The organism is Pseudomonas sp. VMV1 (assembly GCF_056790235.1).
This window is the reverse complement of record NZ_JBXGSE010000001.1, coordinates 1,011,413-1,037,935: the sequence shown is the minus strand read 5'-3', so window position 1 is coordinate 1,037,935 and position 26,523 is coordinate 1,011,413. Positions and strand designations below refer to the sequence as shown.

24 protein-coding genes and 1 pseudogene are annotated in these 26,523 nt (G+C 66.7%); 13 read left to right on the top strand and 12 right to left on the bottom strand.

What is annotated here, in order from left to right:
• Window positions 1-68 precede the first annotated feature (68 nt).
• Genes ACUCV0_RS04915 through ACUCV0_RS04905 form a run of 3 tightly spaced genes read right to left on the bottom strand, consistent with a single transcriptional unit; the run spans window position 69 to window position 2,584 of the window.
• Entirely contained in the window at window positions 69-1,634 is a 1,566-nt protein-coding gene (locus tag ACUCV0_RS04915) for a GMC family oxidoreductase (protein ID WP_482212158.1), read from the bottom strand.
• Window positions 1,631-2,158 carry a hypothetical protein gene (locus tag ACUCV0_RS04910; protein ID WP_482212156.1) on the bottom strand — a complete coding sequence of 176 codons (528 nt, stop codon included), beginning with the start codon at window positions 2,156-2,158 and terminating at the stop codon, window positions 1,631-1,633. Before ACUCV0_RS04910 ends, ACUCV0_RS04915 begins: the two co-directional genes overlap by 4 nt.
• Window positions 2,159-2,188: 30 nt before the next feature.
• A complete protein-coding gene (locus ACUCV0_RS04905) occupies window positions 2,189-2,584 on the bottom strand; it encodes a VOC family protein (protein WP_482212155.1) in 396 nt (131 codons plus the stop codon).
• A 294-nt stretch (window positions 2,585-2,878) separates the two neighbouring features.
• Between ACUCV0_RS04905 and ACUCV0_RS04900 the strand changes: the two genes are divergently transcribed.
• A complete protein-coding gene (locus tag ACUCV0_RS04900; RefSeq protein ID WP_482212154.1) occupies window positions 2,879-3,238 on the top strand; it encodes a YbaN family protein in 360 nt (119 codons plus the stop codon).
• A 67-nt stretch (window positions 3,239-3,305) separates the two neighbouring features.
• On the opposite strand, the gene ACUCV0_RS04895 is transcribed toward ACUCV0_RS04900, so the two are convergent.
• The 5 genes and pseudogenes from ACUCV0_RS04895 to ACUCV0_RS04875 form a co-directional block, all read right to left on the bottom strand.
• Window positions 3,306-3,482, bottom strand: a complete 177-nt coding sequence (locus ACUCV0_RS04895) for a hypothetical protein (RefSeq protein WP_482212153.1) — start codon at window positions 3,480-3,482, stop codon at window positions 3,306-3,308.
• A 57-nt stretch (window positions 3,483-3,539) separates the two neighbouring features.
• Window positions 3,540-4,151 (bottom strand): tRNA-uridine aminocarboxypropyltransferase, encoded by a 612-nt coding sequence (locus tag ACUCV0_RS04890; protein WP_482212152.1) that lies wholly within the window; start codon window positions 4,149-4,151, stop codon window positions 3,540-3,542.
• Between the two features lie 62 nt (window positions 4,152-4,213).
• Window positions 4,214-5,344 carry a methyl-accepting chemotaxis protein gene (locus tag ACUCV0_RS04885; RefSeq protein ID WP_482212252.1) on the bottom strand — a complete coding sequence of 377 codons (1,131 nt, stop codon included), beginning with the start codon at window positions 5,342-5,344 and terminating at the stop codon, window positions 4,214-4,216.
• A gap of 153 nt (window positions 5,345-5,497) precedes the next feature.
• Window positions 5,498-5,779, bottom strand: a pseudogene (locus ACUCV0_RS04880) (PAS domain-containing protein); the annotation flags it as partial.
• A 104-nt stretch (window positions 5,780-5,883) separates the two neighbouring features.
• Window positions 5,884-6,786, bottom strand: coding sequence for a LysR family transcriptional regulator (locus tag ACUCV0_RS04875; RefSeq protein ID WP_482212151.1), 903 nt, complete (start codon window positions 6,784-6,786; stop codon window positions 5,884-5,886).
• Window positions 6,787-6,922: 136 nt separating this feature from the next.
• On the opposite strand from ACUCV0_RS04875, the gene speB reads away from it, so the two are divergent.
• The 5 genes from speB (at window position 6,923) to ACUCV0_RS04850 (ending at window position 13,582) form a co-directional block, all read left to right on the top strand.
• Window positions 6,923-7,873: an agmatinase gene (speB, locus tag ACUCV0_RS04870; RefSeq protein WP_482212150.1), complete on the top strand. Its 951-nt coding sequence runs from the start codon at window positions 6,923-6,925 to the stop codon at window positions 7,871-7,873.
• A 136-nt stretch (window positions 7,874-8,009) separates the two neighbouring features.
• On the top strand, window positions 8,010-9,515 hold the full coding sequence (locus ACUCV0_RS04865) for a purine-cytosine permease family protein (protein WP_482212149.1): 1,506 nt from the start codon (window positions 8,010-8,012) through the stop codon (window positions 9,513-9,515).
• A gap of 62 nt (window positions 9,516-9,577) precedes the next feature.
• Window positions 9,578-10,957 carry a sodium:solute symporter family protein gene (locus ACUCV0_RS04860; RefSeq protein WP_482212148.1) on the top strand — a complete coding sequence of 460 codons (1,380 nt, stop codon included), beginning with the start codon at window positions 9,578-9,580 and terminating at the stop codon, window positions 10,955-10,957.
• Window positions 10,958-10,979: 22 nt separating this feature from the next.
• Complete coding sequence (locus ACUCV0_RS04855) at window positions 10,980-12,584, top strand: 5-guanidino-2-oxopentanoate decarboxylase (protein WP_482212147.1); 1,605 nt, start codon at window positions 10,980-10,982, stop codon at window positions 12,582-12,584.
• Between the two features lie 284 nt (window positions 12,585-12,868).
• Window positions 12,869-13,582, top strand: coding sequence for a DUF2238 domain-containing protein (locus tag ACUCV0_RS04850; RefSeq protein ID WP_482212146.1), 714 nt, complete (start codon window positions 12,869-12,871; stop codon window positions 13,580-13,582).
• Here the strand turns inward: ACUCV0_RS04850 and ACUCV0_RS04845 are convergent.
• On the bottom strand, window positions 13,579-15,276 hold the full coding sequence (locus tag ACUCV0_RS04845; protein ID WP_482212145.1) for a dihydroxyacetone kinase family protein: 1,698 nt from the start codon (window positions 15,274-15,276) through the stop codon (window positions 13,579-13,581). The two genes, ACUCV0_RS04850 and ACUCV0_RS04845, sit on opposite strands and share 4 nt — an antisense overlap.
• Window positions 15,277-15,385: 109 nt before the next feature.
• Here ACUCV0_RS04845 and ACUCV0_RS04840 point away from each other — a divergent pair, with 109 nt between their 5' ends.
• The 3 genes from ACUCV0_RS04840 to msrQ all read left to right on the top strand — a co-directional run bounded on the left by ACUCV0_RS04840 (window position 15,386) and on the right by msrQ (window position 19,382).
• On the top strand, window positions 15,386-17,635 hold the full coding sequence (locus tag ACUCV0_RS04840; RefSeq protein ID WP_482212144.1) for a xanthine dehydrogenase family protein molybdopterin-binding subunit: 2,250 nt from the start codon (window positions 15,386-15,388) through the stop codon (window positions 17,633-17,635).
• A 125-nt stretch (window positions 17,636-17,760) separates the two neighbouring features.
• Window positions 17,761-18,771, top strand: a complete 1,011-nt coding sequence (gene msrP, locus ACUCV0_RS04835; protein ID WP_482212143.1) for a protein-methionine-sulfoxide reductase catalytic subunit MsrP — start codon at window positions 17,761-17,763, stop codon at window positions 18,769-18,771.
• Window positions 18,771-19,382 (top strand): protein-methionine-sulfoxide reductase heme-binding subunit MsrQ, encoded by a 612-nt coding sequence (gene msrQ / locus ACUCV0_RS04830; protein WP_482212142.1) that lies wholly within the window; start codon window positions 18,771-18,773, stop codon window positions 19,380-19,382. The genes msrP and msrQ overlap by 1 nt, the downstream gene beginning before the upstream one ends.
• 107 nt (window positions 19,383-19,489) lie before the next feature.
• Here the strand turns inward: msrQ and ACUCV0_RS04825 are convergent, their stop codons facing one another.
• Window positions 19,490-20,089, bottom strand: coding sequence for an START domain-containing protein (locus ACUCV0_RS04825; protein WP_313649710.1), 600 nt, complete (start codon window positions 20,087-20,089; stop codon window positions 19,490-19,492).
• A 51-nt stretch (window positions 20,090-20,140) separates the two neighbouring features.
• Window positions 20,141-20,395 carry a YkgJ family cysteine cluster protein gene (locus ACUCV0_RS04820; RefSeq protein ID WP_271654665.1) on the bottom strand — a complete coding sequence of 85 codons (255 nt, stop codon included), beginning with the start codon at window positions 20,393-20,395 and terminating at the stop codon, window positions 20,141-20,143.
• Window positions 20,396-20,579: 184 nt separating this feature from the next.
• Between ACUCV0_RS04820 and ACUCV0_RS04815 the strand changes: the two genes are divergently transcribed.
• Both ACUCV0_RS04815 and ppnP read left to right on the top strand, forming a co-directional pair.
• Window positions 20,580-21,131, top strand: coding sequence for a 3'-5' exonuclease (locus ACUCV0_RS04815; RefSeq protein WP_482212141.1), 552 nt, complete (start codon window positions 20,580-20,582; stop codon window positions 21,129-21,131).
• A gap of 83 nt (window positions 21,132-21,214) precedes the next feature.
• Window positions 21,215-21,496 (top strand): pyrimidine/purine nucleoside phosphorylase, encoded by a 282-nt coding sequence (ppnP, locus tag ACUCV0_RS04810; protein WP_027597776.1) that lies wholly within the window; start codon window positions 21,215-21,217, stop codon window positions 21,494-21,496.
• 83 nt (window positions 21,497-21,579) lie between these two features.
• On the opposite strand, the gene pdxB is transcribed toward ppnP, so the two are convergent.
• The gene (gene pdxB, locus ACUCV0_RS04805; protein ID WP_482212140.1) at window positions 21,580-22,743 is read right to left on the bottom strand and encodes a 4-phosphoerythronate dehydrogenase PdxB; all 1,164 of its coding nucleotides are present in this window, start codon (window positions 22,741-22,743) and stop codon (window positions 21,580-21,582) included.
• 130 nt (window positions 22,744-22,873) lie between these two features.
• Between pdxB and ACUCV0_RS04800 the strand changes: the two genes are divergently transcribed.
• A complete protein-coding gene (locus ACUCV0_RS04800) occupies window positions 22,874-24,250 on the top strand; it encodes an MATE family efflux transporter (protein ID WP_482212139.1) in 1,377 nt (458 codons plus the stop codon).
• 68 nt (window positions 24,251-24,318) lie between these two features.
• The gene (locus ACUCV0_RS04795) at window positions 24,319-26,472 is read left to right on the top strand and encodes a mechanosensitive ion channel domain-containing protein (RefSeq protein ID WP_313649706.1); all 2,154 of its coding nucleotides are present in this window, start codon (window positions 24,319-24,321) and stop codon (window positions 26,470-26,472) included.
• The last annotated feature ends 51 nt before the right edge of the window (window positions 26,473-26,523 follow it).

Sequence of the window (26,523 nt, the reverse complement as noted above, 5' to 3'; positions counted from 1 at the left end):
CTGAACTCCTCGACCGTCGCCACGGCGGCGACGGTCTTGATGGACGGAATGGGCTTCGACGAAGTCGGCTAGAGATCGCCTCGCGCCAGCTGGCCAGCGATGTATTCGGCCTGGCGGATGGCCAGGGCGACGATCGTCAGCGTGGGATTGGCGGCCGCTCCGGTGGTCATCACCGAGCCGTCGGAAATGAACAGGTTGGGAACGTCATGGGTGCGGCCCCAGCGATCGACCACGCCCTCTTCCGCACGCTCGCTCATCCGGCAGGTGCCCAGGTTGTGCGTCGAGGGATAGGGAGGCGTGCGATGACAGCCCAGGGCACCAACTGCCTGGTACAGGCGCTCGGCCCGCTCATAGGCATAGCTGCGCATGGCCACGTCGTTGGGATGGTCGTCGAAGTGGACGTTGGGTGCCGGTAGCCCCCATTGATCGCGCACTTGATCGGACAGGGTGACACGATTGGTCGCCTGGGGCATGTCCTCGCCCACGATCCACAGGCCAGCGGTGTTGGCGTAGGTTTCCATGAGCCGAGCGAATTCCGGCCCCCAGGCGCCAGGATCGGCGAAGGCCGCCAGGAAAGCCGGTCCCAGGGCGATGGTTTCCATGTAGTAGCCGCCGACGAACCCCCGGTTGGGATCGTGCATGGCCTCGTCGGCAATGATGCCGGCCATGGTTTCGCCGCGGTACATGCGCACCGGCTTGTCGAAGTGGGCGTACACCGAGCCGGTCAGGTGCCTCATATAGTTGCGCCCGACCTGGTCGGAGCTGTTCGCCAGACCGCGTGGGAAACGGCCGCTTTCGCTGAGCAGCAGGAGGCGTGCGGTTTCGATGGAGTTACCGGCGACGCATACGAGTCGCGCCGCCTGGCGGTGCATATTGCCCTCGGCATCGACATAGAGCACCGCGTCGGCCTGCCCTGCGGCATCGTGGGTGATGCGCACCACATGACTTTCCGGACGCAGATCCAGCAGCCCGGTCTGCAGCGCACGCGGGATTTCACGGACCAGGGTGCTCCATTTCGACTTGTGCTTGTCGCCTTGGAAGTTGAAGCCATCCTGGATGGACGCCGGACGGCCATCATAGGGCTCGGCGTTGGTGGCGTAGGGGCCGGTGGCGTAGAGCTTGTAGCCGACACGTTCGGCGCCGTTGGCGAACACCTTGTAGTTGTTGTTGGCGGGTAGCGGTGGCCGGCCGTGTCGATGGGTGGAGCCCATCGCTTGTTCAGCACGATCATAGTAAGGCGCGAGTTCTTCCAGCGTGATCGGCCAGTCCAATAGCGTGGCGCCGGCAACCTCGCCGTAGGTCGAGCGTGCCTTGAACTCGTACTCCTTGAAGCGTGGCGTGGCACCCGACCAGTGGGTAGTGGTGCCACCCACTGCCTTGACGATCCATGCTGGCAACTCGGGGAAGTCTTGAGCGATGCGCCAGGAACCACTAGTGGTCCGGGGATCGAGCCAGGCCATCTGGCGGAAGGCCTCCCATTCGTTGTTGTGGTAGTCCTCGTTCTTGAGGAAGGGGCCTGCTTCCAGCAGCACGCAGGGCACACCTGCCTTGGTCAGTTCGTAGGCCAGGGTGCCGCCGCCAGCACCTGATCCGATGATGACCACGACCTTTTCATCCAGGGAGATACTGCTCATAGGTCTGCTCCGTACTCGGCGATCCGCGGCTCGGGTAGCCAGTCGAGATCGTTGAATCCGCGCTTGATATAACCACCCTTGTCATAGCTGGGCCCTTCGTAACCGAGGGCATCCCAGGCTTCCGGATCGTCGTAGAGGGTCACCACGGCGGTGCTGCGCACTAGCTTGAAGAAGGCAGTGGATTCCAGCGTCTTCAGGTGGGCCTCTGCCGCCCTATCGTCGAGATCGGCAAACCCGGACTGCAGTAATTCATGCAGCGCTGCCGCGAACTCGACCTTGATACCGGGGCTTTTGTCAGTGGCCTTGAAGATCGCTGCCACACTACGGTCGTAAGCCGCTCGGGACAGCTTGGGGTGGGGATACAGGACCCATACCAGCCGCGCGAGCAAGGCGTGGCAGCGGCTATCGCCGGATGGGTTCAACGGAAAGGGACTACCGGTGAGCTGCGCCATCGCGGTTGGCGAAGCGTCTGGGTGATTGGGGGTAGTCGTCGCGTGCAAGGGTGTTGTTGTTGTTCTTTGCATTCGTTTTCTCCCAAGGATGAGATGCGGGTGCTACTGGAAGCGACCTCCGTGCTGAATGACCTCTATCTGATAGCCGTCCGGATCCTGGACGAAAAAGAAGCGCGCCACGGTCTGGCCCTCCTGTTCGAGGCTAACCAGCTTGCGCGGGGCGAAACCTGCGGTGGTGAAACGTTGGTGCTCGGCTTCGATATCCGCCACCACGAAGGCAGCATGCCCATAGCCGTCACCCAGCACATAGGGTTCGGTGCGGCCCTTGTTGACGGTGAGTTCCAGCTCGAAGCTGTTTTGCGGATTAGCCAGATAGATGAGTGTGAAGCTGTCGAAGTCGAGCCGGTCGATGACTTCCAGGCCGAAAGCACGGCCGTAGAAATCGACGGAGCGGGTCTCATCAAGGACCCGGATCATGCTGTGCACGAATTTCGCCATACCTGCCTCCAATCGCGTGGGGTGCAGTTGAGAGTAGCGAGTGGGAATCCGCGAGGGGTATTATCAGGATACTACTCGTCTGGCTGCCGTTCCTGCGCTCAATGACGCTGAATGTTGCAGCTGTTCGTGGCCAGACCGCCCTGCTGTGAAGGATCCCTGCCCATGCTGTTCCGGATGCCACCGGAGGCCGTCGCGCCGCCCTGCCCCGTCGCGGCCACCTCCGCTTCGACTGCTGGTATCCCTGGTATCGATTGGCTTACCGGCCGATCCTGTAGCCCGACAGAGACTTGACCGATGGTTCGCTATCTCCTGCTGGCGCTTGGCTGGCTCAGCGTTGCGCTCGGTATCATCGGGATCTTTCTACCGCTGCTGCCCACCACGCCCTTCCTGCTCTTGGCGGCCGCCTGCTTCATGCGCAGCTCGGAGCGCTTCTATCTGTGGCTCGTCAACCACAAGTGGCTGGGGCCCTGGATCAAGCCCTACCTGGAAGGCGAAGGGATCCCGCTCAAGGGCAAGGTCTACGCCATCGTCGCCATGTGGATCAGCGTGGGCTTTTCCTGCTGGCTGGTGCCCTATGTGTGGGCACGGGTGGCGGCCTTTGCCAGTTGTGCGGCGGTAACGGTCTACCTGCTCCGGCAGAAGACCCGGCGTTAGCAGGCGATGGGCATAAAAAAGGGCGATCAGTGATGATCGCCCTTTTTTCATGGGTGACGCGGTGGCATCAGGCCGCTCTGGCCATGGGGGTCGGCGGTGCTTGGTCGGGGACGGTGGGCTCGCCCGGCTCGCTGGGCTGGATGGGGGCGGGATCGGGCTGATCGGGCTCGCCCCCCGCGCGGGGCATGGCATAGGCGGCAAGGGTGGCGAATTCGTCGTACGAATGGATCGGGAAGCGGGACATGGCGTGACTCCTCTGCTGACTCTCTAGGTAGAGTGGTCCTGCAGCAGGGGAATTCCCTCAATCACCCCGCACCGGCCCGCGATGATTGCGTGCAAAGGTTTCTGCGCCCATGGCGGCGATCTGGCCATCGATGAGCGCTTCGAAAGGCGCCAGCAAGGCCTCGAAGCGGGCCGGTGCCTCCAGTGCATTCAGCGCTGCCACGACGGCCTCCACGGTGGATAACGCCTCGGCTGCAGGGGCCTTGCGTACGCGATAGCGCGACGGTGGGCCGGGTGGCAAGGAGACCCTCGGCAGCGCCGCCAGCGCCGGATTGGTGTGCAGCAGCAGGCGCGCCTTGCGCCAGGTGCCATCGGGAATCACCAGCAGCCGTTTCGCCGGGGTCGCGCTCGCGGGCGGCAGTCGGTCGATCGTGACCGCTTCGGGGCCCGGGAACAGCAGCCAGGCTTCATGGCCGGCGAGCCAGCGTGGGAGGTCGGCAAAGGTCTCGCCGATCTCCAGTTGTGCATTGGCGAGCCCCAGGGCGGCCAGGCGCGCGGTATTGAGCGGATGGCGTCGTTCGCTGGGATGCTGCAGCAGCAGTATCCGCGTATGGCTGGACAGCGAAGGGATCAGTGCGCACAGGCACAGCGACAGTGGGCGCTGGCAACGCGCGCAGGCGGGACGGGACATCGGGATTTCCGCAGCGGAGGACGGCGACGATCATACCGGATCACCGACGCTCCCCCGGCACCTCAGCGATTGAAGCGTGCGGTGAGGTCGTGCAGGTAGTCGGCCATGCCTTCCAGTTCGCGACTCAGTTCCGAGCCACGGCGGGCCTGAGCCGAGCTGTTGTCGGAAAGATCGGCGATCCGGCTGATCTGCCGGTTGATGTCTTCGGAGACATGGCTCTGCTCTTCCACGGCGGTGGCCATCTGCTGACTCATGGCGGTGATGAGGCTGACCGATTCGCTGATGCCTTCCAGGGACTCGCGCACCGCCGCCGAATGGCGTTCGCTCTGGCGCGAGGTCTCTTCACCGCGACTGGCGGTGGCCACGGCGCGCTCGGCATTGGCCTGCAGTTTGGCGATGATCTGGTGGATCTGTTCGGTGGACTCGCGCGTGCGGGAGGCCAGGGAGCGGACCTCGTCGGCCACCACGGCGAAGCCACGACCGGCTTCACCGGCACGGGCGGCTTCGATGGCGGCGTTCAGCGCCAGCAGGTTGGTCTGCTCGGCGATGGCGGTGATGACGTCGGCGACGCTGCCGATGCTCTGGGTCGAGCTGGCCAGCTCGCCCACCGCCTGGCCGATGTCGCTGACCGCCGTGCCGAGTTCGCGCATGGACATCAGGCTTTCTTCAGCCTTGTCGCGTCCGGAATGCACCATGTTCTCCGCGTTGGCGGCGGCCTGGGCGGTCTCCTGGACGTTTTGCGAGACCTCGTGGATGGTGGAGGTCATCTGGGTGATGGCGGCGGCGGACTGGTCGGTCTCGTGGCGCTGCTGCTCCAGCAGCTCGGCCCCGGACTGGGACAGCTGGGAAGACTCGCGGGCCTTCTGGCGTACGCTGTCGCCAACGTCGGCCAGACGCGTCAAGGCGGTCTGCAGGCGCGCGGCTTCGCTGTGCAACGCGAGATCCAGACGCGCCGGGGCGCCGATCTGGTCGCTGTAGGTCGGCGCGACCACATCGCTGGAGAACATCTTGGGATGATCGGCGAGAATGCGCTCGATACTGGCGCGCTGGCGATACAGCTGGTGGGCACTGACGCCCAGCAGGGCGGCGACGATAAGGGCTACCTGAGCGGTGTCGTCCAGGAGGAAGTGACCGCCCAGGATGACGCCGGCGGCTGCCACGGTCGACCAGCAGGCGGAGATGGCGCTGGTCAGGCGACGGATCCGGGGCACGGGTGCCTTGCCGGCATTGATCCGGGCATAGAGCTCGCCGGCGCGGCGCACCTCGTTGGCACTGGGCAGGGAACGCACGGATTCGTAGCCGATCACCCGCCCCTGTTCCAGGATCGGCGTGACGTAGGCACTGACCCAGTAGAAGTCGCCGTTCTTGCAGCGATTCTTGACGATGCCCATCCACGGCTTGCCCTCCTTGAGGGTCGCCCACATGTGGCCGAATACGGGGGGCGGCATGTCGGGATGACGCACCAAATTGTGCGGACTGCCGATCAGCTCCTCCCGCGTATAGCCACTGATGGCGATGAACGCTTCGTTGCAGTAGGTGATGTTCCCCTGCAGGTCGGTGGTGGAGATGAGTCGCTCTTCTTCCTTGAAGGTACGGCCCTGTTGGGTGACCGGCAAATTCGTGCGCATGCGGGTGCCTTATCTAGCAGGTTATCTACTCCGTGGGACATCAACCATTTAAATGGTGGCTAATTGCCCGCACAGGTGAAAACGGTAACCCTTTGGTTATCGTCCTAGTCGCTATCGGCATGTTGCATCTGGGCTTTAAGAATGCGTTGAAAACTCTGGATAAGCGGCTCCCTTCCACGCCCTCGGCGCGTGATGAGGGAGAACGGCGCCTGATAGCCAAAGGTCGCCGGTTGCAGAGCCTTGAGGCGCCCCTGGTCGACCCAGGCATGGACATAGTGCTCCGGCAGGTAGCCGATATAGGCGCCGGAGAGGATAAGGATGAGCTGGGCCTCCATGCTTTCGACTGTGGCGGCGCTTTCCTTGAAGCCATGGCGTGCCAGCTCAGCCTGACTCCAGTAGCCGCGCCGCACCATGCGCTGGCGGGTGATCACCTCGGCGGGAATGCGCCGTTCCGGGAACAGCGGATGACGATCGCTGCAGTAGAGCCAGTGCTGCTCGCGGTACAGCGGCTGGTAGACCACCCCGTTCATGCGCGCGGAAAAGGCACCCACCGCCAGGTCCAGCCGTCCTTCGAGCACGCCCAGCTGCAACTCGTAGGGACTGGTCACCGCCAGATACAGGTGGACGCCGGGATAGTCGTGGGTATAGCTGCCGATCACATCGGCCAGCGGCAGCGCCGGCTCGCTGGACAGTGAATCCAGCACGCCCAGGTTGAGGGTGCCGCTCAACTCGCCCTTGAGGGTGGTGGCATAGCGTTCGAAGCCTTCGATCTCGCCCAGGATGCGCAGCGTCTCCTGGTGAAAGAGTTCGCCCTTGCTGGTCAGGGCGAAGCCGCCACGGCCGCGATGACAGAGGGTGACCCCGAGCTGACCTTCCAGCTGGCTCATGTAGGTGCTGATGGCCGAGGTGGACAGGTTAAGTTCCTGCTGCGCCGCGGCGAAGCCCTGGTGGCGTACCACGCAGGCAAACAGCTTGAGCAGGCGGATGTCGTGGAGAGCATTGGCCATGGCGGACTCCCGGTGGACGCGGCCCGGCAGTCTAGCCATTAGTTCAGAAATCTCTGAAGTGATTTTTTGCCCGCGCCGATTCTTCGCCGGTCAGTGACTTTGCACAATCGGGTCATCAGCACAACGAGGATGACCCGTGGAAAAGATCCTGCACCAGCCGCTAGGCGGCAACGAGATGCCCCGCTTCGGCGGCATCGCCAGCATGCTGCGGCTGCCCCACCTCACTTCCCCGGCCGGACTCGACGCCGCCTTCATCGGCATCCCCCTGGACATCGGCACCTCGTTGCGCTCCGGCACCCGCTTCGGGCCGCGGCAGCTGCGCAGCGAATCGGTGATGATCCGTCCCTACAACATGGCCACCGGCGCGGCGCCCTTCGATTCCCTGAGCGTCGCCGATCTGGGCGATGTCGCCATCAATACCTTCAACCTGCTGGACACGGTGCGGCTGATCGAGGAGCACTACGACCGGGTGCTGGAGCACGATGTCACCCCCCTCACCCTGGGCGGCGACCACACCCTGACGCTGCCCATCCTGCGGGCCATGAAGAAGAAATACGGCAAGATCGGCCTGGTGCACGTGGATGCCCATGCCGACGTCAACGAGCACATGTTCGGCGAGAAGATCGCCCATGGCACCACGTTCCGCCGCGCCGTGGAAGAAGGCCTGCTGGACTGCGACCGGGTGGTGCAGATCGGCCTGCGGGCCCAGGGCTATGCCGCCGACGACTTCGACTGGTGCCGCGAACAGGGCTTCCGGGTGGTGCAGGCCGAGGAGTGCTGGCATCAGTCCCTGACCCCGCTGATGGCCGAGGTGCGCGAGCGGGTGGGCGGCGGGCCGGTGTACCTGTCCTACGACATCGACAGCATCGACCCGGCCTGGGCGCCAGGCACCGGTACCCCGGAGATCGGCGGGCTAACCACCATCCAGGCGCTGGAAATCATCCGCGGCTGCCGCGGCCTCGATCTGGTGGGCTGTGACCTGGTGGAGGTGTCGCCGCCCTACGACACCACCGGCAACACCGCCCTGCTCGGCGCCAACCTGCTCTACGAGATGCTCTGCGTGCTGCCGGGGGTGGCCTACCGCTAAACCCCTTCGGTGCGGTGACCCGCCATGACGGTCGCCCACCCGCTGTCTTTCGCTGCCGAACACCGGCGGGCTCCTGGCTCGCCGACAACAAGAACGTGGGCCCTGCCCTGCGTATAACCGTGTCGAGGCGTCATCCATGGATCATCATGACGGCATCACCCGTATCGAAACCTTCGGCGTCGAGCAGATTCCCGACCACGAACGCCATGCCACCCCCTTCGATCTCTTCCGCCTGATCTTCGGCGGCGCCAACACCTTCGCCACCGCTGTCCTGGGTAGCTTTCCGATCCTGTTCGGCTTGTCGTTCCTGGCCGGCGTACTGGCCATCGTGACCGGGGTCCTGTGCGGCGCGCTGATCCTGGCGCCCATGGGCCTGTTCGGCGCGCTCAACGGCACCAATAACGCTGTCTCCTCCGGCGCTCACTTCGGCGTCCATGGCCGTATCGTCGGCTCCTTTCTCTCGCTGCTCACCGCCATCGCCTTCTTCTCGCTGTCGGTGTGGAGTTCCGGTGATGCCCTGATAGGCGGGGCGCAGCTCCTGATCGGGCTGCCGGAGAACGCCCTGACCCTGGGCCTGGCCTACGGACTGTTCGCCGTGCTGGTGCTGACGGTCTGCCTCTATGGCTTTCGCTTCATGCTGTGGGTCAACAAGATCGCCGTGGTCAGTGCCAGCCTGCTGTTCCTGCTGGGCATCCCGGCCTTCGTCGGCAGCTTCGATGCCGGTTACGCCGGCACGCTGCGACTGGGCGAGCCCGGCTTCTGGGCGGCCTTCGTCGGCGCAGCGCTGGTGGCCATGAGCAATCCGGTGTCCTTTGGCGCCTTTCTCGGCGACTGGTCGCGCTACATTCCCCGGCAGACGCCGCGCCTGCGCATCCTGCTGGCGGTGATCACGGCCCAGGCCGCCACCCTGATTCCCTTTCTGTTCGGCCTGGTCACCGCCTCCCTGGTGGCGATGCAGGCCCCGACCTACATCGCGCAGAACAACTATGTGGGTGGCCTGCTGGCCATCGCCCCTACCTGGTATTTCCTGCCGGTGTGCCTGCTGGCGGTGATCGGTGGCCTGTCCACCGGCACCACGGCGCTCTATGGCACCGGCCTGGATCTTTCCAGCGTGCTGCCGCGGTTGCTGACGCGGGTACGGGCAACCCTGCTGATCGGCCTGGCGGCCATCGCCTTCATCTTCATCGGGCGCTTCAGCTTCAATCTGGTGCAAAGCGTTTCCACCTTCGCCGTGCTGATCGTGACCTGCACCAGCCCCTGGATGGTGATCATGATCCTGGGCCTACTGGTCCGCCGGGGCTTCTATTGCCCGGACGATCTGCAGGTATTCACCCGCGGCGAGCGCGGGGGCCGCTACTGGTTCCACCATGGCTGGAACTGGCGCGGCGTGGGCGCCTGGATTCCCAGTGCCCTGCTCGGGCTGGCTTTCGTCAACCTGCCCGGCCAGTTCGTGGGCCCTCTGGGCGATCTGGCCGGCGGCATCGACCTGAGCCTGCCCCTGGCCCTGGGCAGCGCCGCCCTGCTCTATCTGCTGCTGCTTCTGCTGTTCCCGGAACCGGCTGCCGTCTATGGCCCGGTCGGCGCACGGCGCCTCAGACGCCGCCGTGACCGCACATCGCTTACAGGCATCCGCGCCGCCTGACCCCGAACCTGTCACGAGGCCGGCACGCTCGGCCCTGTCTAGTCCTGCAAGAGATCCCGCCAATGATCCTGGATATTTCCGTCGTCCTGGCCTACGCCCTGGCCATGCTCCTGCTCGGCTGGTACGGCATGCGCCGTGCTCGCAATCAGGAAGAATTCCTTGTCGCCGGCCGCAACCTCGGCCCGGCCTTCTATCTGGGCACCATGGCCGCCACGGTGCTGGGTGGCGCCGCCACCGTCGGCACGGTACGGCTGGGCTATGTCCATGGTCTTTCCGGCTTCTGGCTGTGCGCCATGCTTGGCGGCGGCATCCTGGTGCTCAACCTGTTTCTCGCCAAACCACTGCTCAAGTTGCGCATCTTCACCGTGACCCAGGTGCTGGAACGGCGTTACACGCCCCTGGCACGCCAGGCCAGTGCCGCCATCATGTTCGTCTATGCGCTGATGCTCAGCGTGGTCTCGGTGCTGGCCATGGGTACGGTGATCCAGGTGCTGTTCGAACTGCCCTTTTGGAGCGCCATCCTGCTCGGCGGCAGCGTGGTGGTGATCTATTCCAGCATTGGCGGCATGTGGTCGCTGACGCTGACCGACATCGTCCAGTTCATCATCAAGACGGCCGGCCTGATGTTCGTGCTGCTGCCCATCTGTCTCGCCCGAGTAGGCGGCTGGGACGCCCTGGTGGCGAAGCTGCCGACCAGCGCCTTCGCCCTGACCACCATTGGCTATGACACCATCCTCACCTACTTCCTGATCTACTTCTTCGGCATCCTCATCGGCCAGGACATCTGGCAGCGCGTCTTCACTGCTCGCAGCGAAGGCGTGGCGCGGGTGGCGGGCAGCCTGGCCGGGGTTTACTGCGTGATCTATGGCCTGGTGGGCGCCTTGATCGGCATGTGCGCCCGGGTGCTGTTGCCGGACCTGGGCGATGCCAACAATGCCTTCGCCGCCATCGTCCGCAGCGCCCTGCCGGACGGCATTCGCGGCCTGGTGATCGCCGCCGCCCTGGCCGCCATGATGTCCACCGCCAGCGCCGGCCTGCTGGCCGCGTCCACCACCCTGACCGAAGACCTTCTGCCCCGGCTGCGCGGCGGCAAGGCCTCGACCCTGGGCATGGCCCGACTGTTCACCCTGCTCACCGGCCTTGCCGTGCTCGTCATCGCGCTGCTGGTGAACGACGTCATCGGCGCCCTGACGCTGGCCTACAACCTGCTAGTGGGCGGCATCCTGGTGCCCCTGCTAGGGGCCATTTTCTGGAAGCGCGCCACCACGCCCGGGGCCCTGGCGAGCATGCTGCTGGGATCCGGCGCGGCCATCGTCTTCATGCTCAAGGATGGCCTGGAAGCCAATACGCCGATCTACTTCAGCCTGGCGCTGAGCCTGCTCAGCTTCGTGCTGGTAAGCCTGCTCACGCCGCGCGCCGAGGTTGCCGGCCGTCCTGCCTGATCGACCCTGGAGGAGAATGCGCATGACCACCTGTGGCGAATTTCTGGTCCGCCAACTGGCCGCCTGGGGCGTGGACACCGTCTTCGGCATCCCCGGGGTCCATACCGTGGAGCTCTATCGCGGCCTCCCCGGCAGCGGTATTCGCCACATCACCCCACGCCATGAACAGGGCGCGGGCTTCATGGCGGACGGCTATGCCCGGGCCAGCGGACGGCCCGGGGTATGCTTCGTCATCAGCGGACCCGGACTGACCAACTGCCTGACCGCCATGGCCCAGGCCTATGGCGATTCGGTCCCGCTGCTGGTGATTTCCAGCGTCAACGAACGCGCGCGGCTCGGCCATGGCGCCGGCTATCTGCATGAGCTTCCGAACCAGCGCAACCTGACGGCCGGGGTTACCGCCTTCAGCCATACCCTGCTGGAGGTGGACGGCCTGCCAAGCGTACTGGCGCGTGCCTTCGCCGTGTTCGACGGCGAGCGGCCAAGGCCGGTCCATCTGGAACTGCCGCTGGACATCATCACGGCACCGGCCGATCACCTGGCACTGATGCCCAAGCCCAAGCTGGCCCGCCCGGAGCCGGCCGCGGCCCTGCTCGACTGCGCCGCGGTTCGGCTGCGCGAGGCCGAACGTCCGCTGCTGTTGATCGGTGGTGGCTGCCAGGACGCGGCTGACGAGGTACGCGCGCTGGCCGCCGCGCTGGATGCGCCCACTGCCACCACCATCAATGCCAAGGGTCTGTTGCCACCTGGCCATCCCCTGGCACTGGGCAGCAACCAGGCGCTACCACCGGTACGCGCCCTGGCGCGGGAGGCGGACGTCATCCTGGCAGTGGGTACCGAACTGGGCGAGACCGACTACGATGTGGTCTTCGACGGCGGTTTCCAGCTGACCGGCGACCTGATCCGCATCGACTTGGACCCCAGGATGCTGGTCACCGGCCACCCGCCCTGGCTAGGCCTGGTGGGCGACGCCCAGGTCGCGCTGCAGGGTCTGCTGCAACGCCTGCCCGCCCGCAAACTCGACCCAGCCGGGCCCGGCGCCCGGCGCACGGCCATTGCCCAGGCTGGCCTGGCGCGCGAACTGGCCGGCTGGGCGCACTTTCGCCAGCTGTTCGAGCGGCTGCAAAGGGCGCTGCCGGACGCGCGCTACGTGGGCGATTCCACCCAGACCGTCTATGCCGGCAATCACCTGGTGGAATTGGACGGTCCACGGCGCTGGTTCAATGCTTCCACCGGTTACGGCACCCTGGGCTATGGCCTGCCCGCCGCCCTGGGTGCACGCCTGGCCGACCCCACGCGCCCGGTGATCTGCCTGGTCGGGGACGGCGGTCTGCTCTTTACCCTCAGCGAGCTGGCGAGCGCCGTGGAAGCGAGGATCGGCATCGTCATCCTGCTGTGGAACAACCACGGCTACGGCGAGATCCGCCGCTATATGGAACAGCGGGACATCACGCCCCTGGGCGTCGACTTGGTCACCCCGGATTTTCTCGCGCTGACGCGGGCCTTCGGCTGCCTGGCCGAACGCGCGCGGGATCTGGATCATATCCAGGACCTGCTCGCCACCGCGCCAACCGATCGACCACTGCTGATCGAGCTGCGCGAGGTAGCACCCTTCGTGTCGGTTTGATCAGTCAGGCAAGGGAACCATGGCGAGCGCGCTGCACCGCCCGATCTCGCTAGGGATCAGACCGCAGACGGGGCGCATCGGCATCCGAGCAAGATCGCTGCCTAGATCCTGGGTCGGCACTTGAGATCCAGCAGCACCCGGAACCTACAGGGGCCCTGCGAAGGTTTCGCGTACCCATGCCGCCTGGACGACGGGTACCCGGGCGTCAGGTGCCTGCGTTGCGCCTGGGGTTTTCTCACCGAAGCCGCGCGGGTGCTGGAACGCTGGCAGGTGTCGATCTGTCCATGCAGCAGTGGTCGCCACCGCGACTCGCCTCCTTCCGTCCCCGCAAGGCCCCCAAGCATTTGAACGTTTCCCCGTGTTCCCGGCTACAACTGGTCCTGCTGCTGATACTGGTCACCCTTACCCTGGCACTCGGCTGGGCACCCGTGGACCGGCTGACCTGGGGGATCGAACAGCTGCTGGTAATCCTGGCAGTGGTAGCCATCGTGGTTATCCAGCGACGGTTTCCGCTCTCGGCCAGCGCCAGCCTGCAACTCTTCGCGTTTCTCGTACTGCACCAGATCGGCGCCCACTACACCTATTCCCAGGTTCCCTACGACGATGCCTGGCAGGCGCTGACCGGTTTCCGCCTGGACGAGGCTCTGGGTCTGCAGCGCAACCATTACGACCGCCTGGGGCATTTCGCCTACGGGCTGCTGCTGGCCCGTCCCCTTCGTGAAGTGGTCCAGGGCCTGACCGGGCTACGCGGCTGGCAGAGTGCCTATGTCGCCCTCGAGTTCGTGCTCGCCTCCTCGGCGGGCTACGAGCTCATGGAATGGCTGGGCGCTGACCTGCTGGCGGGCGATGCCGCGGAAGCCTTCGTCGGCGCCCAAGGCGATCCCTGGGACGCACAGAAAGACATGGCACTGGCCTTTCTCGGCGCCTTGCTCTCGCTGGTCTGCCGCCATGGCTGGCCCGGACGTCGCGGGACCGGCCATGGCGTTGGTTCGCGCTAGCGGGCGATCACGGGTTCCAACGCGCCCAGCCAACAGACCACGGCCACGGCGCCGCCATCGGGAATGCCACGGGTACGTTCGCCCAGGTAACTGGCACGGCCCTGGGCCGGAACCATCTCGGCGGTAGCCTCGGCGCCCTTCCGAGCGGCAGCCACCGCTTCGGCGAAGGCCTGCGCCGGGCTGGAGCCAGCCTGGGCAGCTGCCAGCAAGGTATCCGCGGCAGGTCGAAGTGCATCGAGCATCGTGCGCTGGCCCGGCTGGGCGCCGCCCAGCTCCGCCAGCGCCTGGACACCCTGATCGAAGGCCTGGGCCCACTGGGCCAGTGTCGGTCGCGCGACCCCGTCCAACACCTGGGCCGCGCGGACCAGCGCGCAGGCATAGAAGGGTCCGGAACTGCCACCGATGGCACGCCGCAGGGCCTGTCCCATGGCTGCCAGGGCACTGGCCGGGGTGTACCAGGCGCTGGCTGTCAGGGCGCGCATCGCCTCGGCGCCACGGGCCAGGCTGGTGCCCAGATCGCCATCACCGGCGCGGCTGTCCAGGTCGGTGAGACGGGTTTCGTTGGCCAACAGGCTGGCGATCACGGCGTCCACTGCGGCATGCAGGCGCTCCGCCAGGGGACCGGGCGTGCACGTCGTCGCCTCGGCCGTCACCTGAGGCGCGGACAGCAGACGCGGCGCCGCTGGCACCCGACCGTCACCGGGCCAGGCCCGCGCCTGGGTTGGCGCATCCAGCAATGCCAGGCGCGCCTCGTCCACCGGTAGCAGCGACAGCGAACAGCCCGGCATGTCCAGGGCACTGAGGAAGGTACCGGTCCAAGCCCGCTCCACGCTCAGGCCGCGCCGACGCAACTCGATCAGCGCCGCCCGGGCCACCAGGGCGAGCTCCAGCGGCGGCGTGGCGCCCAGGCCATTGACCAGCAAGGCGAGACGCGTCCCGCCAGGATAGCCGCCATCCTCGACCAGGGTATCCAGCAGTCGCGCCACGGTGGCATCGGCGCCTAGCCAGGGCCCGCGCTCGACGCCCTGCTCGCCGTGGATACCAAGGCCCCACTCCACCTCGTCGTCCGCCAGTTCGAAGCCTGGGTGCCCCACCGCCGGCACCGTGCAGGCGCCTAGGGCGACCCCCATGCTGCGCAGTTCGGCGCTGGCCGCGCGCGCCAGGCTGGCCACCTCGGCGAGGGGTCGCCCAGCGGCGGCAGCGGCGCCGGCGAGCTTATGGATCAACACGGTGCCGGCGATGCCACGACGCTTCTCCGGCGCCACGGTATGGCGCAGGGCCGCGTCGTCCGCCACCAGCACCGTTTCGACGGGAATGCCTTCGCTGCGGGCCAGTTCCGCGGCGAGGCCGAAGTTGAGGCGGTCACCGGTGTAGTTCTTGACGACCAGCAGCGCGCCCGCCGGGCCGGCCGCCGCCCGGATGGCCGCCAGTACGGCATCCACGCTGGGCGAGGTGAAGACGTCGCCCGCCACCGCCGCCGTCAGCATCCCCTCGCCGACGTAGCCGGCATGGGCCGGTTCATGGCCGCTGCCGCCACCGGAGATAACCGCCACCGGGCGTTCGCGGACGTCAGCCAAGGGCTGGCGTAGTATCACCTGTTCGTCGGCCAGCAGGGCAAGACCGGGGTCCAGGCTCACGAGACCTTCGAGCAGCTCGCGAACCACGGTGACGGGGTTATTGATCAGCTTCTTCATCGGGCACTCCTGAGGGCGAGAGGTCGCCGCAGTATGGCACGCGACCAGTGGCACGAACGGCACGCCGCCAGGGCCGGTCTGCCGAATGGCCACCCACCGGAGCCTGCCCATGTCCTCTGCCCCTCACCGCCTCGAAAGCCCGGCCAAGGTCACGGGTGCCGCCCGCTACAGCGCCGATCTCACCCATAGCGACATCCCAGGCATGCCGCTGCATGCCGCCCTGGTGCAGAGCGATCACGCGCAAGGACAGGTGGCGCGGCTGGTGGTGGCGGCCGCCGAGCGGGCACCGGGTGTGCTGCTGGTCATGACGCACCTGAACGCCCCGCGCCTGCAGCCGATCAACACCCTGCCCGGCGGCGAGCTGGGCCGCTTCCTGCCCTTGCAGGACGACCGCCTCCAATACAGCGGCCAGCCCCTGGCGGTAGTGGTCGCCGAGCGGGCGGACCAGGCCGAATTCGCCGCACAGCTGATCGAAGTGGAGTACAGCGCAGAAGCGCTGAAGCAAGACTTCGACTTCACCCGGCTGCCGGCTGAATATCCGCAGGTGGTCGGCGCCGGCGAACCGGCGATCACCGAGCGCGGCCAGCCCGATGCGGCCTGGACGCAGGCGGAAGAGCGCCTGGAGTTGGAGTACACCACGGAGCCCCAGCATCACAATGCCCTGGAGCCCGGGGCGGCCCTCGCCGCCTGGGACGACCAGGGTCGCCTGGTGGTGGACGCCGGCACCCAGTTCACCTATGGCGATGCCTATGCCCTGGCGCAGGCGTTCGACCTCGGCGTCAGCCCGGACTTCCCCGCCGTGATGCGCGCCGGTCGCGCCGAGGCGGACTTCTCCACGCGCATCCGTTTTCGCTCGCCCCTGGTCGGCGGCGGCTTTGGCGGCAAGAAAGGCAATGCCCATCCCCTGCTCGCAGCCATGGCGGCGCGGCTCGCCGGCCGGCCCGTGAAGCTGGTGTTGACCCGGCGGCAGACCTTCTCGCTGATGCCCTTTCGGGGCGCCACTCGCCAGCGATTGCGCCTGGGCGGCACTCGCGACGGCCAGCTGAGCGTGCTGCTGCAGGAGGCCCTGATCCAGAACGCCCACACCTCGAACTTCATAGAACCCGTCGGCGAGATGACGCCCAAGCTCTATGCCTGCCCTCACCTACGTACCGGCCATGCCACGGCGCGGCTGCACCTCAATGCACCCAGCTGGCTGCGCGCCCCGGGCGTGGCAGTCAGCCAGTTCGCGGTCGAGAGCGCCCTGGATGAATGGGCCCATCACCTGCGCCTGGACCCGCTGGACGTACGGCTACGCAACCATGCCGACGTGGAACCCCAGAGCGGCAATCCCTGGTCGAGCAAGAGCCTGCGCCAATGCTACGCGGCCGGTGCCGCCGCCATCGGCTGGGCGGACCGTGATCCCGGCATCGGCGCCATGCGCGATGGCGATCTGCTGATCGGCTACGGCATGGCTACCGCGGTCTACCATGTCGCCCAGATGGCCGCCTCGGCACGCATCCGGCTGAGCGCCAATGGCACGGCGGTGGTCGAGAGCGCCACCCACGAGCTGGGCCAAGGCAGCTGGACAGCGCTCACTCAGTTGGCCGCCGAGGCGCTGGGTCTGCCCCTGGAACGTGTTCAGCTGCAAGGGGGCGACACCGACCTCCCCTACAGTTCCCTGACCGCCAGCTCCTCCACCACGCTCAGTCTCGGTGCGGCCATCCAGGCCGCTGCCGACCAGCTGCGCCGGCGCCTGGTAGCACTGACCGGGGCGGATGCGCCCGACGCCGGGGGTTGGCGCCTCGCGGACGGCGCTCTGGTCAGCGAGCGTGACCCAGATCAATGTCATGAGCTGGGCCCGTTGCTGCAATGCCATGGCCTCGCCGAGGTGAGCGCTGAAGCCAGCACCGCCGACCAGGTGGCCCAACGCCCGGCGCTCGGTCGTGCCGCCTTTGGCGCCCAGTTCGCCGAGGTGGCGGTGGATCCGCAGCTGGGAACGGTCCGGGTCCGCCGCCTGGTGGGTGCCTTCGCCGGTGGCCGTATCGTCAATCGCCGTCTGGCCCAGAACCAGTTGGAGGGCGGCATGATCTGGGGCCTCGGCCAGGCGCTGCTGGAACAGAGTCGACTGGACCTGGCGCAAGGGCGCTGGATGAATGCGGATTTGGCCGAAGCCCTGGTGGCCACCCAGGCCGACGTGCCCGTGCTCAAGGCCCTGCTGCTGGACGAAGACGATCGCCTGGGGCATCCGCTGGGTATCAAGGGGCTTGGCGAGATCGGCGTGGTCGGGGTTGCCCCGGCCATCGCCAATGCGGTCTTCCATGCCACCGGCATCCGGGTGCGGCAGTTGCCCATCACCCTGGACAAGTTGCTCGGCTGAGCGAAACGGCCTTCCGCCAGACCGGGGCGGCAGGCTATCGTCTGGCCTGGAAGCTTTTCACGACCGGGATGTCTCACGCTGATAGCCAGCCGCGCCCTCCTGCGCGCATCCCGTCGAGGTTCGTCATGCCGATCAAGATCGTTCCGCGCTCTGCCTGTCGTGGGTCGGAGATCACCCCCGAAGCCGTCTACCTGTCCCGGCGCCAGCTGCTCGGTGCCAGTGGCGCCCTGCTCGCTGGTGCCGCCCTGCCCGGCTGGGCAATGGCCGCCGCCTCTACCTATGGTGACGTCGACGCCGCCAAGGGCCCCGACTGGTTCGAGCGCAAGCTGCCGGAAACCCGTTGGCAGGCGGCCACGGTCAAGGGCGAAGACATCACCCCCTTCAAGGACGCCACCCACTACAACAACTTCTACGAATTCGGTCCGGACAAGAGCGATCCCGCGGCCCACGCGGGCCAGCTGCCGACCCAACCCTGGAGCGTGGTGGTCGATGGCGAGGTGGGCAAACCCGGCACCTATGGCCTGGAGGATCTGTTCGGGCCCGACACCCTGGAAGAACGCATCTATCGCATGAGGTGCGTGGAGGCCTGGTCGATGGTCATTCCCTGGCTGGGCTTTCCGCTGGCCAGCCTGCTCAAGCGCGTCGAACCCACGGGCAAGGCCCGCTACGTCAGATTCGAGACGCTCAAGGACCCGAAGCACATGCCTGGCATGAACTCCAGCTTCGCCCTGCTGGACTGGCCCTATGTCGAGGGCCTGCGCCTGGACGAGGCCATGCATCCGCTGACCCTGATGACGGTAGGCATGTACGGCCGGGTGCTGCCCAACCAGAACGGCGCGCCGCTACGCCTGATCGTGCCCTGGAAGTACGGCTTCAAGGGCATCAAGTCCATCGTGCGGATCAGCCTGGCGGAAGAACAGCCGCGCACCACCTGGCAGTGCATGGCGCCCAACGAGTACGGCTTCTATGCCAACGTCAATCCGGAAGTGGATCACCCGCGCTGGAGCCAGGCCCGCGAACGTCGGCTGCCCAGCGGCCTCTTCAGCCCCAACGTCCGGCCGACCCTGATGTTCAATGGCTATGGCGAGGAAGTGGCCTCGCTCTATGCCGGCATGGATCTGCGGAGAAACTACTGATGGGATTGCTGCTTTGGCGGGTCGCGGTGTTCATCGCCGCACTCTGTCCGCCGCTGTGGTGGCTGTACCAGGCATGGATCTTTGCCCTCGGCCCGGACCCAGGCAAGGCGCTGGTGGACAAGCTGGGCACCGGTGCCCTGGTGCTGCTGTTGCTGACGCTGAGTCTGACCCCGCTGTCGCGGCTCACCCGCTGGAAGCTCTGGCCGGTGATCCGCCGTCAGCTGGGGCTCTGGACCTTTACCTATGCCCTGTTGCACTTCCTGGGCTACCTGGCCTTCGTACTGGGCTTCGACCTGTCGCAACTGGGCGTGGAGTTGCAGCGCCGCCCCTACATCATCGTCGGTGCCGCAGCCCTGCTGATCCTGCTGGTCCTGGCCGTCACCTCCAATCGCCCGGCCATGCGCCGCCTGGGCAAGCGCTGGAAGGAGCTGCATCGGCTGGCCTACCTGGTGCTGGGCCTGGGGCTCTTGCACTACCTGTGGATCGTACGCTCGGACCTAGAGGAGTGGTTGATCTATGCCGCCATCGGCGCTGCATTGCTGGCCTTCCGCCTGGTGGATGGCTGGCGTCGTAGAAGACGCAGTCAGGCAGCCACCCTCCCTGCTCGTTGATTACAGCTGTCGAGGCAGGGAGGCACATTCTCCACGCCTCAAAATCATAGGGGTGGTATTAAAAGGCCGGCGCCAGGGGCGCCAGGCCTTTGGATAGAAATGATCGATCAGCGCTGCGCGGCCTGGCGCAAGCCTTTCAAGGTGTTGAGCGGTGCATCCACCACAAAGCTGTTGGCCAGCCAGGACGGCACGCTGCCACCCGGCTCGCTCTGGGCCTCGTAGGTCACTTCCGAGCCGCCATTCTTCGGCACCACGCGCCACTGGCCCTGGAAGCTCGCCACCCGTACATAGCCATCGGCGGCGGGACGGTAATCCGGCTGACCTTCGAGGGTACGGGTGAAACCGCCGTCGGGGGTCTTCTGCTCGGTGATGTGCAGCACCACGTCGCGCGCGGTCACCGGCCAGGGCATATCGATGCGCATATAGGTCCAGGCCTGGTTGTCCTGACGCTTGAGCACCTGCAGCGACTGGCAGCGGAAGATCCACTTGCACGAGCCCACCGGATCATCCTGCAGGCGAGCGATGGTGGCCGGATCGGCCTTGATCTGGACCACACCGCGGTAGGCCTTGTACTTGGAGCCAGCGACGGCACGGGTATAGACCTGGATACCGTCTTCCTGCTTGGCGAGCTGCCAGTCCTCGGCCTGGGCCAGGCCGGTGGCTGCGAGCAAGGTCAGGGCAAGGATGGAGCGAAGCGGCTTGTGCATGGGACGTCCCTTGTTGTTGTGGTTGTCGGAGAGCGTTGTCGAGTGATCGGATCAGGCGGCGGTCTCGCCTTCGAGCCGCAACAGGATGGCCATGGCCTCGGCACTGCTGGTGCCACAGAAGGCCGGCTCGGCCAGGAAGCCTCCACATACGGCAGGACGTAGCGGCGAGCCGAACAGATCGCAGCGATTGGTGCTGTCCAGATGGGCGCAACGCACGCCGGATGGCTTGCCCTGGGGCATGCGTGGCAGCGGTGAGGAGATCGACGGCGCGATGCAACAGGCGCCACAACCCGGACGGCATTCCATGGTGAAACTCGCAGAGAAGAGGCTTGAAGCTTAAAACCAAGGCTGGGGCCTCACAAGCGAATCGTGACCAGATGTCGCTATACAGTCATGAATGTAACATCCATTCGCACGATGCTACGCAACCCAGAGATTTTTCGGCCGTCTTATCTGCGATGAGCGAGGCGGCTGGCCCGAGGGCGTGACAATGAAGCATTGGCTGGTGCTGGACCTGGAAGCGACCACCGACGAAGGTGGCTGGCCGCTGGAATTGATGGAGATCATCGAGATCGGCGCGGTGATGGTGGACGCCGAGGGCCAGGAGCTGGATCGCTACCAGAGCTTCGTCCAGCCTGAGCGCCTGCCGCTGCTGACACCCTTCTGCCGCGACCTCACCCATATCAGCCAGGCCGATGTCGATGGGGCCGAGCCGCTGGCGGGCACCTGGCCAACCTTCGAGCGCTGGCTGGGCGCCTACGAAACCACCCTGGCCGGCTGGTGCAGCTGGGGCGACTTCGACCGCCGCCTGCTCGAGCGCGCCTGGCGTGAGCATGACCTGCACACCCACCTGGCCCGCGTGCCGCACCGCAATCTCAAACAGGCCTTCGCCAAGGCCCGCGGCCTGGCGCGCCCGCTGGGCCTCACCGCGGCGCTGGAGTCGGCCGGACTGGCCTTTACCGGGGTGCTCCATCGTGCCGAGACCGACGCGCGCAACACCGCCAAGCTGTTGCCGGCCAGTCTGCCGGCCTTCGAGCGCTGACCGACGCAGGAAGCGGTGACAGCCGGGGACGGCCTTGGGCATACTCGCGGACGGTTCTAACCGCTCTCGCACAAGGAAACCCGATGTTCAAGGTCAACGAATACTTCGACGGCACCGTCAAATCCATCGCCTTCAGCCTGAAGTCCAAGCCTGCCACCCTGGGCGTCATGGCCCCCGGCGAATACGAATTCGGCACCAGCCAGCTGGAGGTCATGCACGTGGTGGCCGGCGCCCTGACCGTGAAGCTGCCGGGCAGCGAGACCTGGGAAACCTTCGCCGCGGGCAGCCAGTTCACCGTGCCGGCCAACGCCAAGTTCCAGCTCAAGGTCGCGGAAGACACCGCCTACCTCTGCGAATACCACTGAGTCCGTGCGTCCCGTCACTCGGCCATCCAGGCCGACTGGTGGGGGCCGCTACCCCGCCTGAACGCTTCCGCTTCGGCTCTGTCCTAAGCGACACCGCCGCTTTCGGAGTCGTCGCCATGTCGCCAGCTGCAGCCCAGGGCACTCGCCAGCCGAGTCATGCCCGCCCCTTCGAGCACCAGCCCCGGAATCTCCCGACGCATGGGGTAGCCCTTGCGCAGGGCGTCGAACGCCTGGGCACGCGCCAGGGCCGGCAGGCCGAGGGTCGCGCGTAGCGCCGCATCGTCATCACGCGGATCGTAGACCACACGACAGACACGCTTGAAGGCCGTCGCCTGCGGCGTGTCCCCGCTGAACACCAGGCGTTCCAGCTGCTGCGGCGGCAACAGGTCGCCCAGACCCAAGCGTGGCGTTTCTCCCGCCCAGGTGCAAAACGCCTCATAGATCTGCGCCGTGCCGCGCCACTTGCCTTCCAGGCTGTGCCCGGCAATATGGGGCGTCCCCAGGTGGCAGAGACGGGCCAATTCAGGGTCGATACCTGGCTCGCCTTCCCAGACATCCAGTGCCACCGCCAGCTCGGCGCCACCGGCCAGATGAGTACGCAGCGCGGCGTTGTCGATCACCTCGCCGCGGCAAGCATTGAGCAGCCAGCTTCCTGGGCGCAGGCTGGTCAGGCGGTCGGCATCGAACAGGTGCAGGGTGCGCTGCGCACCCGCGCGGATCAGTGGCGTATGCAGACAGAGCACGTCACACCGCGCGATCAGCTCATCCAGGCTATGGAAGTCGCCCTGCTCCACCGCCTGACGCGGCGGATCGCAGACCAGTACCGTCCAGCCCAGTCCGCGCAGCACCTTGGCGAGGCGGCCGCCGACCTGACCGGCGCCGACGATGCCATAGGTCCGCTGCGCCAGCTCCGCGCCGGTGCCATCGGCCAGCGCCAGCAGCGCGCCAAGCACCCAGTCCACCACCCCACGGGCATTGCAGCCGGGGGCGTTGCTCCAGCGGATGCCCGCCTGCTGCAGATAGCCGAGATCGAGATGGTCGGTGCCTATGGTGCAGGTACCAACGAAGCCGACCTTCGAACCTGCCAGCAGCGTCTCGTCGATGCGGGTGATGGAGCGCACCAGCAGCGCATCGGCGCGGCCCACGGCTTCGCGATCGAAGGCGCGGCCAGGAAGGCGTTCGAGGGTCGCATGGGGTCCGAAAAAGGCGTCCAGCAGCGGTATGTTTTCGTCGGCAAGGATGTGCATGCCTGGGCACTCGCAAGGGCGGGGATCGGCACTTTAGCAGGCCATTCGCACCAGGCAACGGTCGCCGCGAGGCTTGCCACGCCGGCCATGAGGTCTAGACTATTGGCCCCGAAGCTGACCGACCGCTCAAGTGACCTCCTCTCTGCCTCGTATCAGACGTGAATTCGGCGCCCTGCTCTCCCTGGCCGCGCCCATCGTCATCGCCCAGCTCTCGCATTCGGCCATGGGCTTCGTCGACGCCGTGATGGCCGGCCGTGTCGGCCCGCTGGATCTGGCTGCCGTCGCCCTGGGCAACTCCGTGTGGATTCCGGTGTTCCTGCTGATGACCGGCATCCTGCTGGCGACCACGCCCAAGGTAGCCGAGCGCCACGGCGGCGGGCGCAGCGGTGAGATCGGCTCGCTGGTGCGCCAGGCGCTGTGGCTGGCCCTGGGCTGCGGCCTCATCGCCAGCCTGCTGCTGCTCAATGCCCGGCCGCTGCTGGTGGCCATGCACGTCGACCCGCAACTGATCGGCCCGACCCTGCTCTATCTCAAGGGCATCGCCATGGGGTTGCCAGCCACCGCCTTCTACTATGTGCTGCGCTGCTTCAGCGACGGCCTCGGGCGCACCCGGCCGGCGATGCTGGTCGGCCTCGCGGGGTTGGCGCTGAACGTGCCGCTGAACTGGATCTTCATCCAGGGCCACCTGGGCCTGCCGGCCCTGGGCGGCGCCGGCTGCGGCTTCGCCTCCGGCACAGTGATGTGGGCGATGCTGCTGGCCATGCTGGCGATCATCCGTACCGAACGCTATCGCTCCTGCGCCATCTTCGCCCGCATCGAGCGGCCGCACGGACCCACGCTGCGCGCCCTGCTGGCCATCGGCGTACCCATCGGCATCGCCGTATTCGCCGAGTCCAGCATCTTCTCCGTGGTGGCGTTGCTGATCGGTGAACTGGGCCCGACCGTGGTGGCCGGTCACCAGGTGGCGCTCAACTTCTCCGGTCTGGTGTTCATGGTGCCCCTGGCGCTGGGGATGGCGGTGACCGTCCGCGTCGGTCAGGCGCTGGGCCGCGGCGAGCCGCGCGAAGCCCGTTTCGCCGCGGGCGTCGGCATGGCCGCCGGGCTGCTCTGCGCCTGCGTTTCCTGCACCCTGATGCTGACCGCGCGTACCTTCATCGCCGGGCTCTACTCCCAGGACCTGGCGGTGATCCAGCTGGCGGCCTCGCTGCTGGTGTTCGCCGGCATCTTCCAGTTCTCCGACGCCATCCAGGTCACCGCCGCTGGCGCCCTGCGCGGCTATCAGGATACCCGCGCGACCATGGTCATCACCCTGCTGGCCTACTGGGGCGTGGGACTGCCGGTCGGCTGGGCGCTGGGACTGAGCGACTGGTTCGGTGCGCCACGCGGACCGGCCGGCCTCTGGCAGGGCCTGGTACTGGGTCTGACCTGCGCAGCCATCCTGCTTTCGGTGCGTCTGGCGCGCAGTGCCCGTCGACGCATCCACGGCGCCAAGCCCTTGTTACACTGACCCCCTCGTCGGACGGCCCTGGGCCGTTCAGGACGGGCGTTTTCACCTTTCGCGAGCGTGCGGCTTCGATGATCTTTCGCCTGCTACAGCTGTTTTGCCTCTGCTTCCTGCTCATCGGTCCGGTCCAGGCAGCCCTGCCCGGGCTGCCTGGTACAGAGAAGGATCAGGTCGACCCCCAGTTCGGCCAGTCCCTGGACCAGGTCATCAAGACCCTGGAAAGCGATCAGCAGCGCAATCGCCTGCTGGCGGATCTCAAGAAGCTGCAGGCCGCCCAGACCAAGGCGGAACCCAGCGCCTCCCAGGGAGTGATCGGCCTGATCACCGACACCATGACGGTGGTCGAGCAGCAATTGCAGCGCGACAACCTGCGCGAGCGCTGGCAATTCCAGCTGGATCAGGCTGGCGCGGAGCTGGCCATGTTGGCACCCGCGCCCGAACAGCGGCTCAATCTGCTCTCGGGTTTCGTCATCACCCTGGCCTTCTGGGCCGGTTGTGCCCTGGGCCTGAAGAGCATCAGCCATCGGCTGCGCATCAGGTTCGGGCTGGCCGAGGAGCTGCCGCTCAGACCGCGGACCCTGGACCTGGTGCGTTTCGCCCTGCGCAAGCTGGCACCCTGGCTGCTGGCGTTCGTCATCACCCTGCTGGTATCCCTGTGGATGCCGGATTCCCTGGGCAAGACCGTGGCCGTGACCCTGGCCTATGCCGCCGTCATCGGCCCGCTGTTCGCGGCAACGGTAGTAGTGATCTGCTCCCTGCCCAGCGGCGCGCACCGCAGCCGGGCGTTGCTGATCCTGCGCCGGCGCGCCTTTCGCCCGCTGTGGATCATCGGCAGCCTGGCGGCCCTGGGTGGCGTGGCCAGCGATCCGCACCTGGCCGAGACCCTGGGGCCGCACCTGGCCGCGGTCATCGCCATTGGCGCCAATATCTGCGCCGCCCTGCTCACGGCGCAATTCGCCCTGAGATTCCGCCGCCCCATCGCCCACCTGATCCGCAACCAGCCCCTGGCCAAGCGTCAGGCGCTGCGCGGCCTGCAAGGCGTGCGCCACCTGATCGCCCGGCTCTGGCACCTGCCGCTGCTGATCCTGGTGGCCGTCTCGGTGGTGGCCACCTTCGTTTCCGCCGGGGACACCAGCGACGCCCTGCGCCGGGCCCTGCTGTTCGCCGTGACCATGGGTGCCGCGATGGGGCTCAATGCCCTGGTCAGGGCGCGCCTGCTGCACCGGCGCCATCACGGCCGAATCCAGGAAGCCTATGCCGAACGGCTGCGGGCGTTCTTCGTGCTGGTACTGGGGATTGTCATCTGGCTGGTGGGGATCGAGCTGGCCCTACGGGCCTGGAATCTCTCCCTGCTGGGGTTCAGCCAGGGTGACGGCCATGCGGTCGCCAGCAAGTTCTTTGGCCTGGGCGGCACCCTGTTGCTGGCCTGGCTGGTATGGATCCTGGCCGACACCGCCATCCATCGCAGCCTCAATCTGCACCGCGTGAGCCCCAACAACGCTCGCGCCCAGACCATGTTGCCGCTGATCCGCAACGTGCTGTTCCTGACCATCTTCGTCATCGCCCTGATCGTCGCCCTGGCCAACATGGGCGTGAACGTCACCCCGCTGCTGGCGGGTGCCGGCGTCATCGGCCTGGCGGTGGGCTTTGGTGCCCAGAGCCTGGTAGCCGACCTCATCACCGGGCTGTTCATCATCATCGAGGACTCCCTGGCCATCGGCGACTACGTCGACGTGGGCAACCACCTGGGCACCGTCGAGGGCCTGACCATCCGCACCGTGCGGCTGCGGGACATCGACGGCATCGTCCACACCATCCCCTTCAGCGAGATCAAGAGCATCCAGAACTACTCGCGGCAGTTCGGCTACGCCATCTTCCGCCTGCCGATCCCGCAGGCGATGTCGGTGGACAAGGCTATCGAGATGGTCCAGGAGGTCGGCCGCTCGCTGCGCCAGGACCCGCTGATGGGCCGGGACATCTGGTCGCCGCTGGAGCTGCAGGGGGTGGAGAGCTTCGATTCGGGCATGGCCATCCTGAGATTTCGCTTCAAGACCGCGCCAATCAAGCAGTGGGAGGTCTCGCGGGCCTTCAACCTCAAACTCAAGCGCTACCTGGACGACGCCGGCATCGAACTGGCGTCGCCGCGCATGAACGTGCGCTACGAGGTAGGCGGCTCGCCGCTGGATCAGGCGGCGCGGGGCAGCGAAGCGCCGGGCGAAGGCTGAGGCCGCTGGCACGACCGTCGGTCCTCGCGGCGCTGCGGAAAAGCCTCTAGG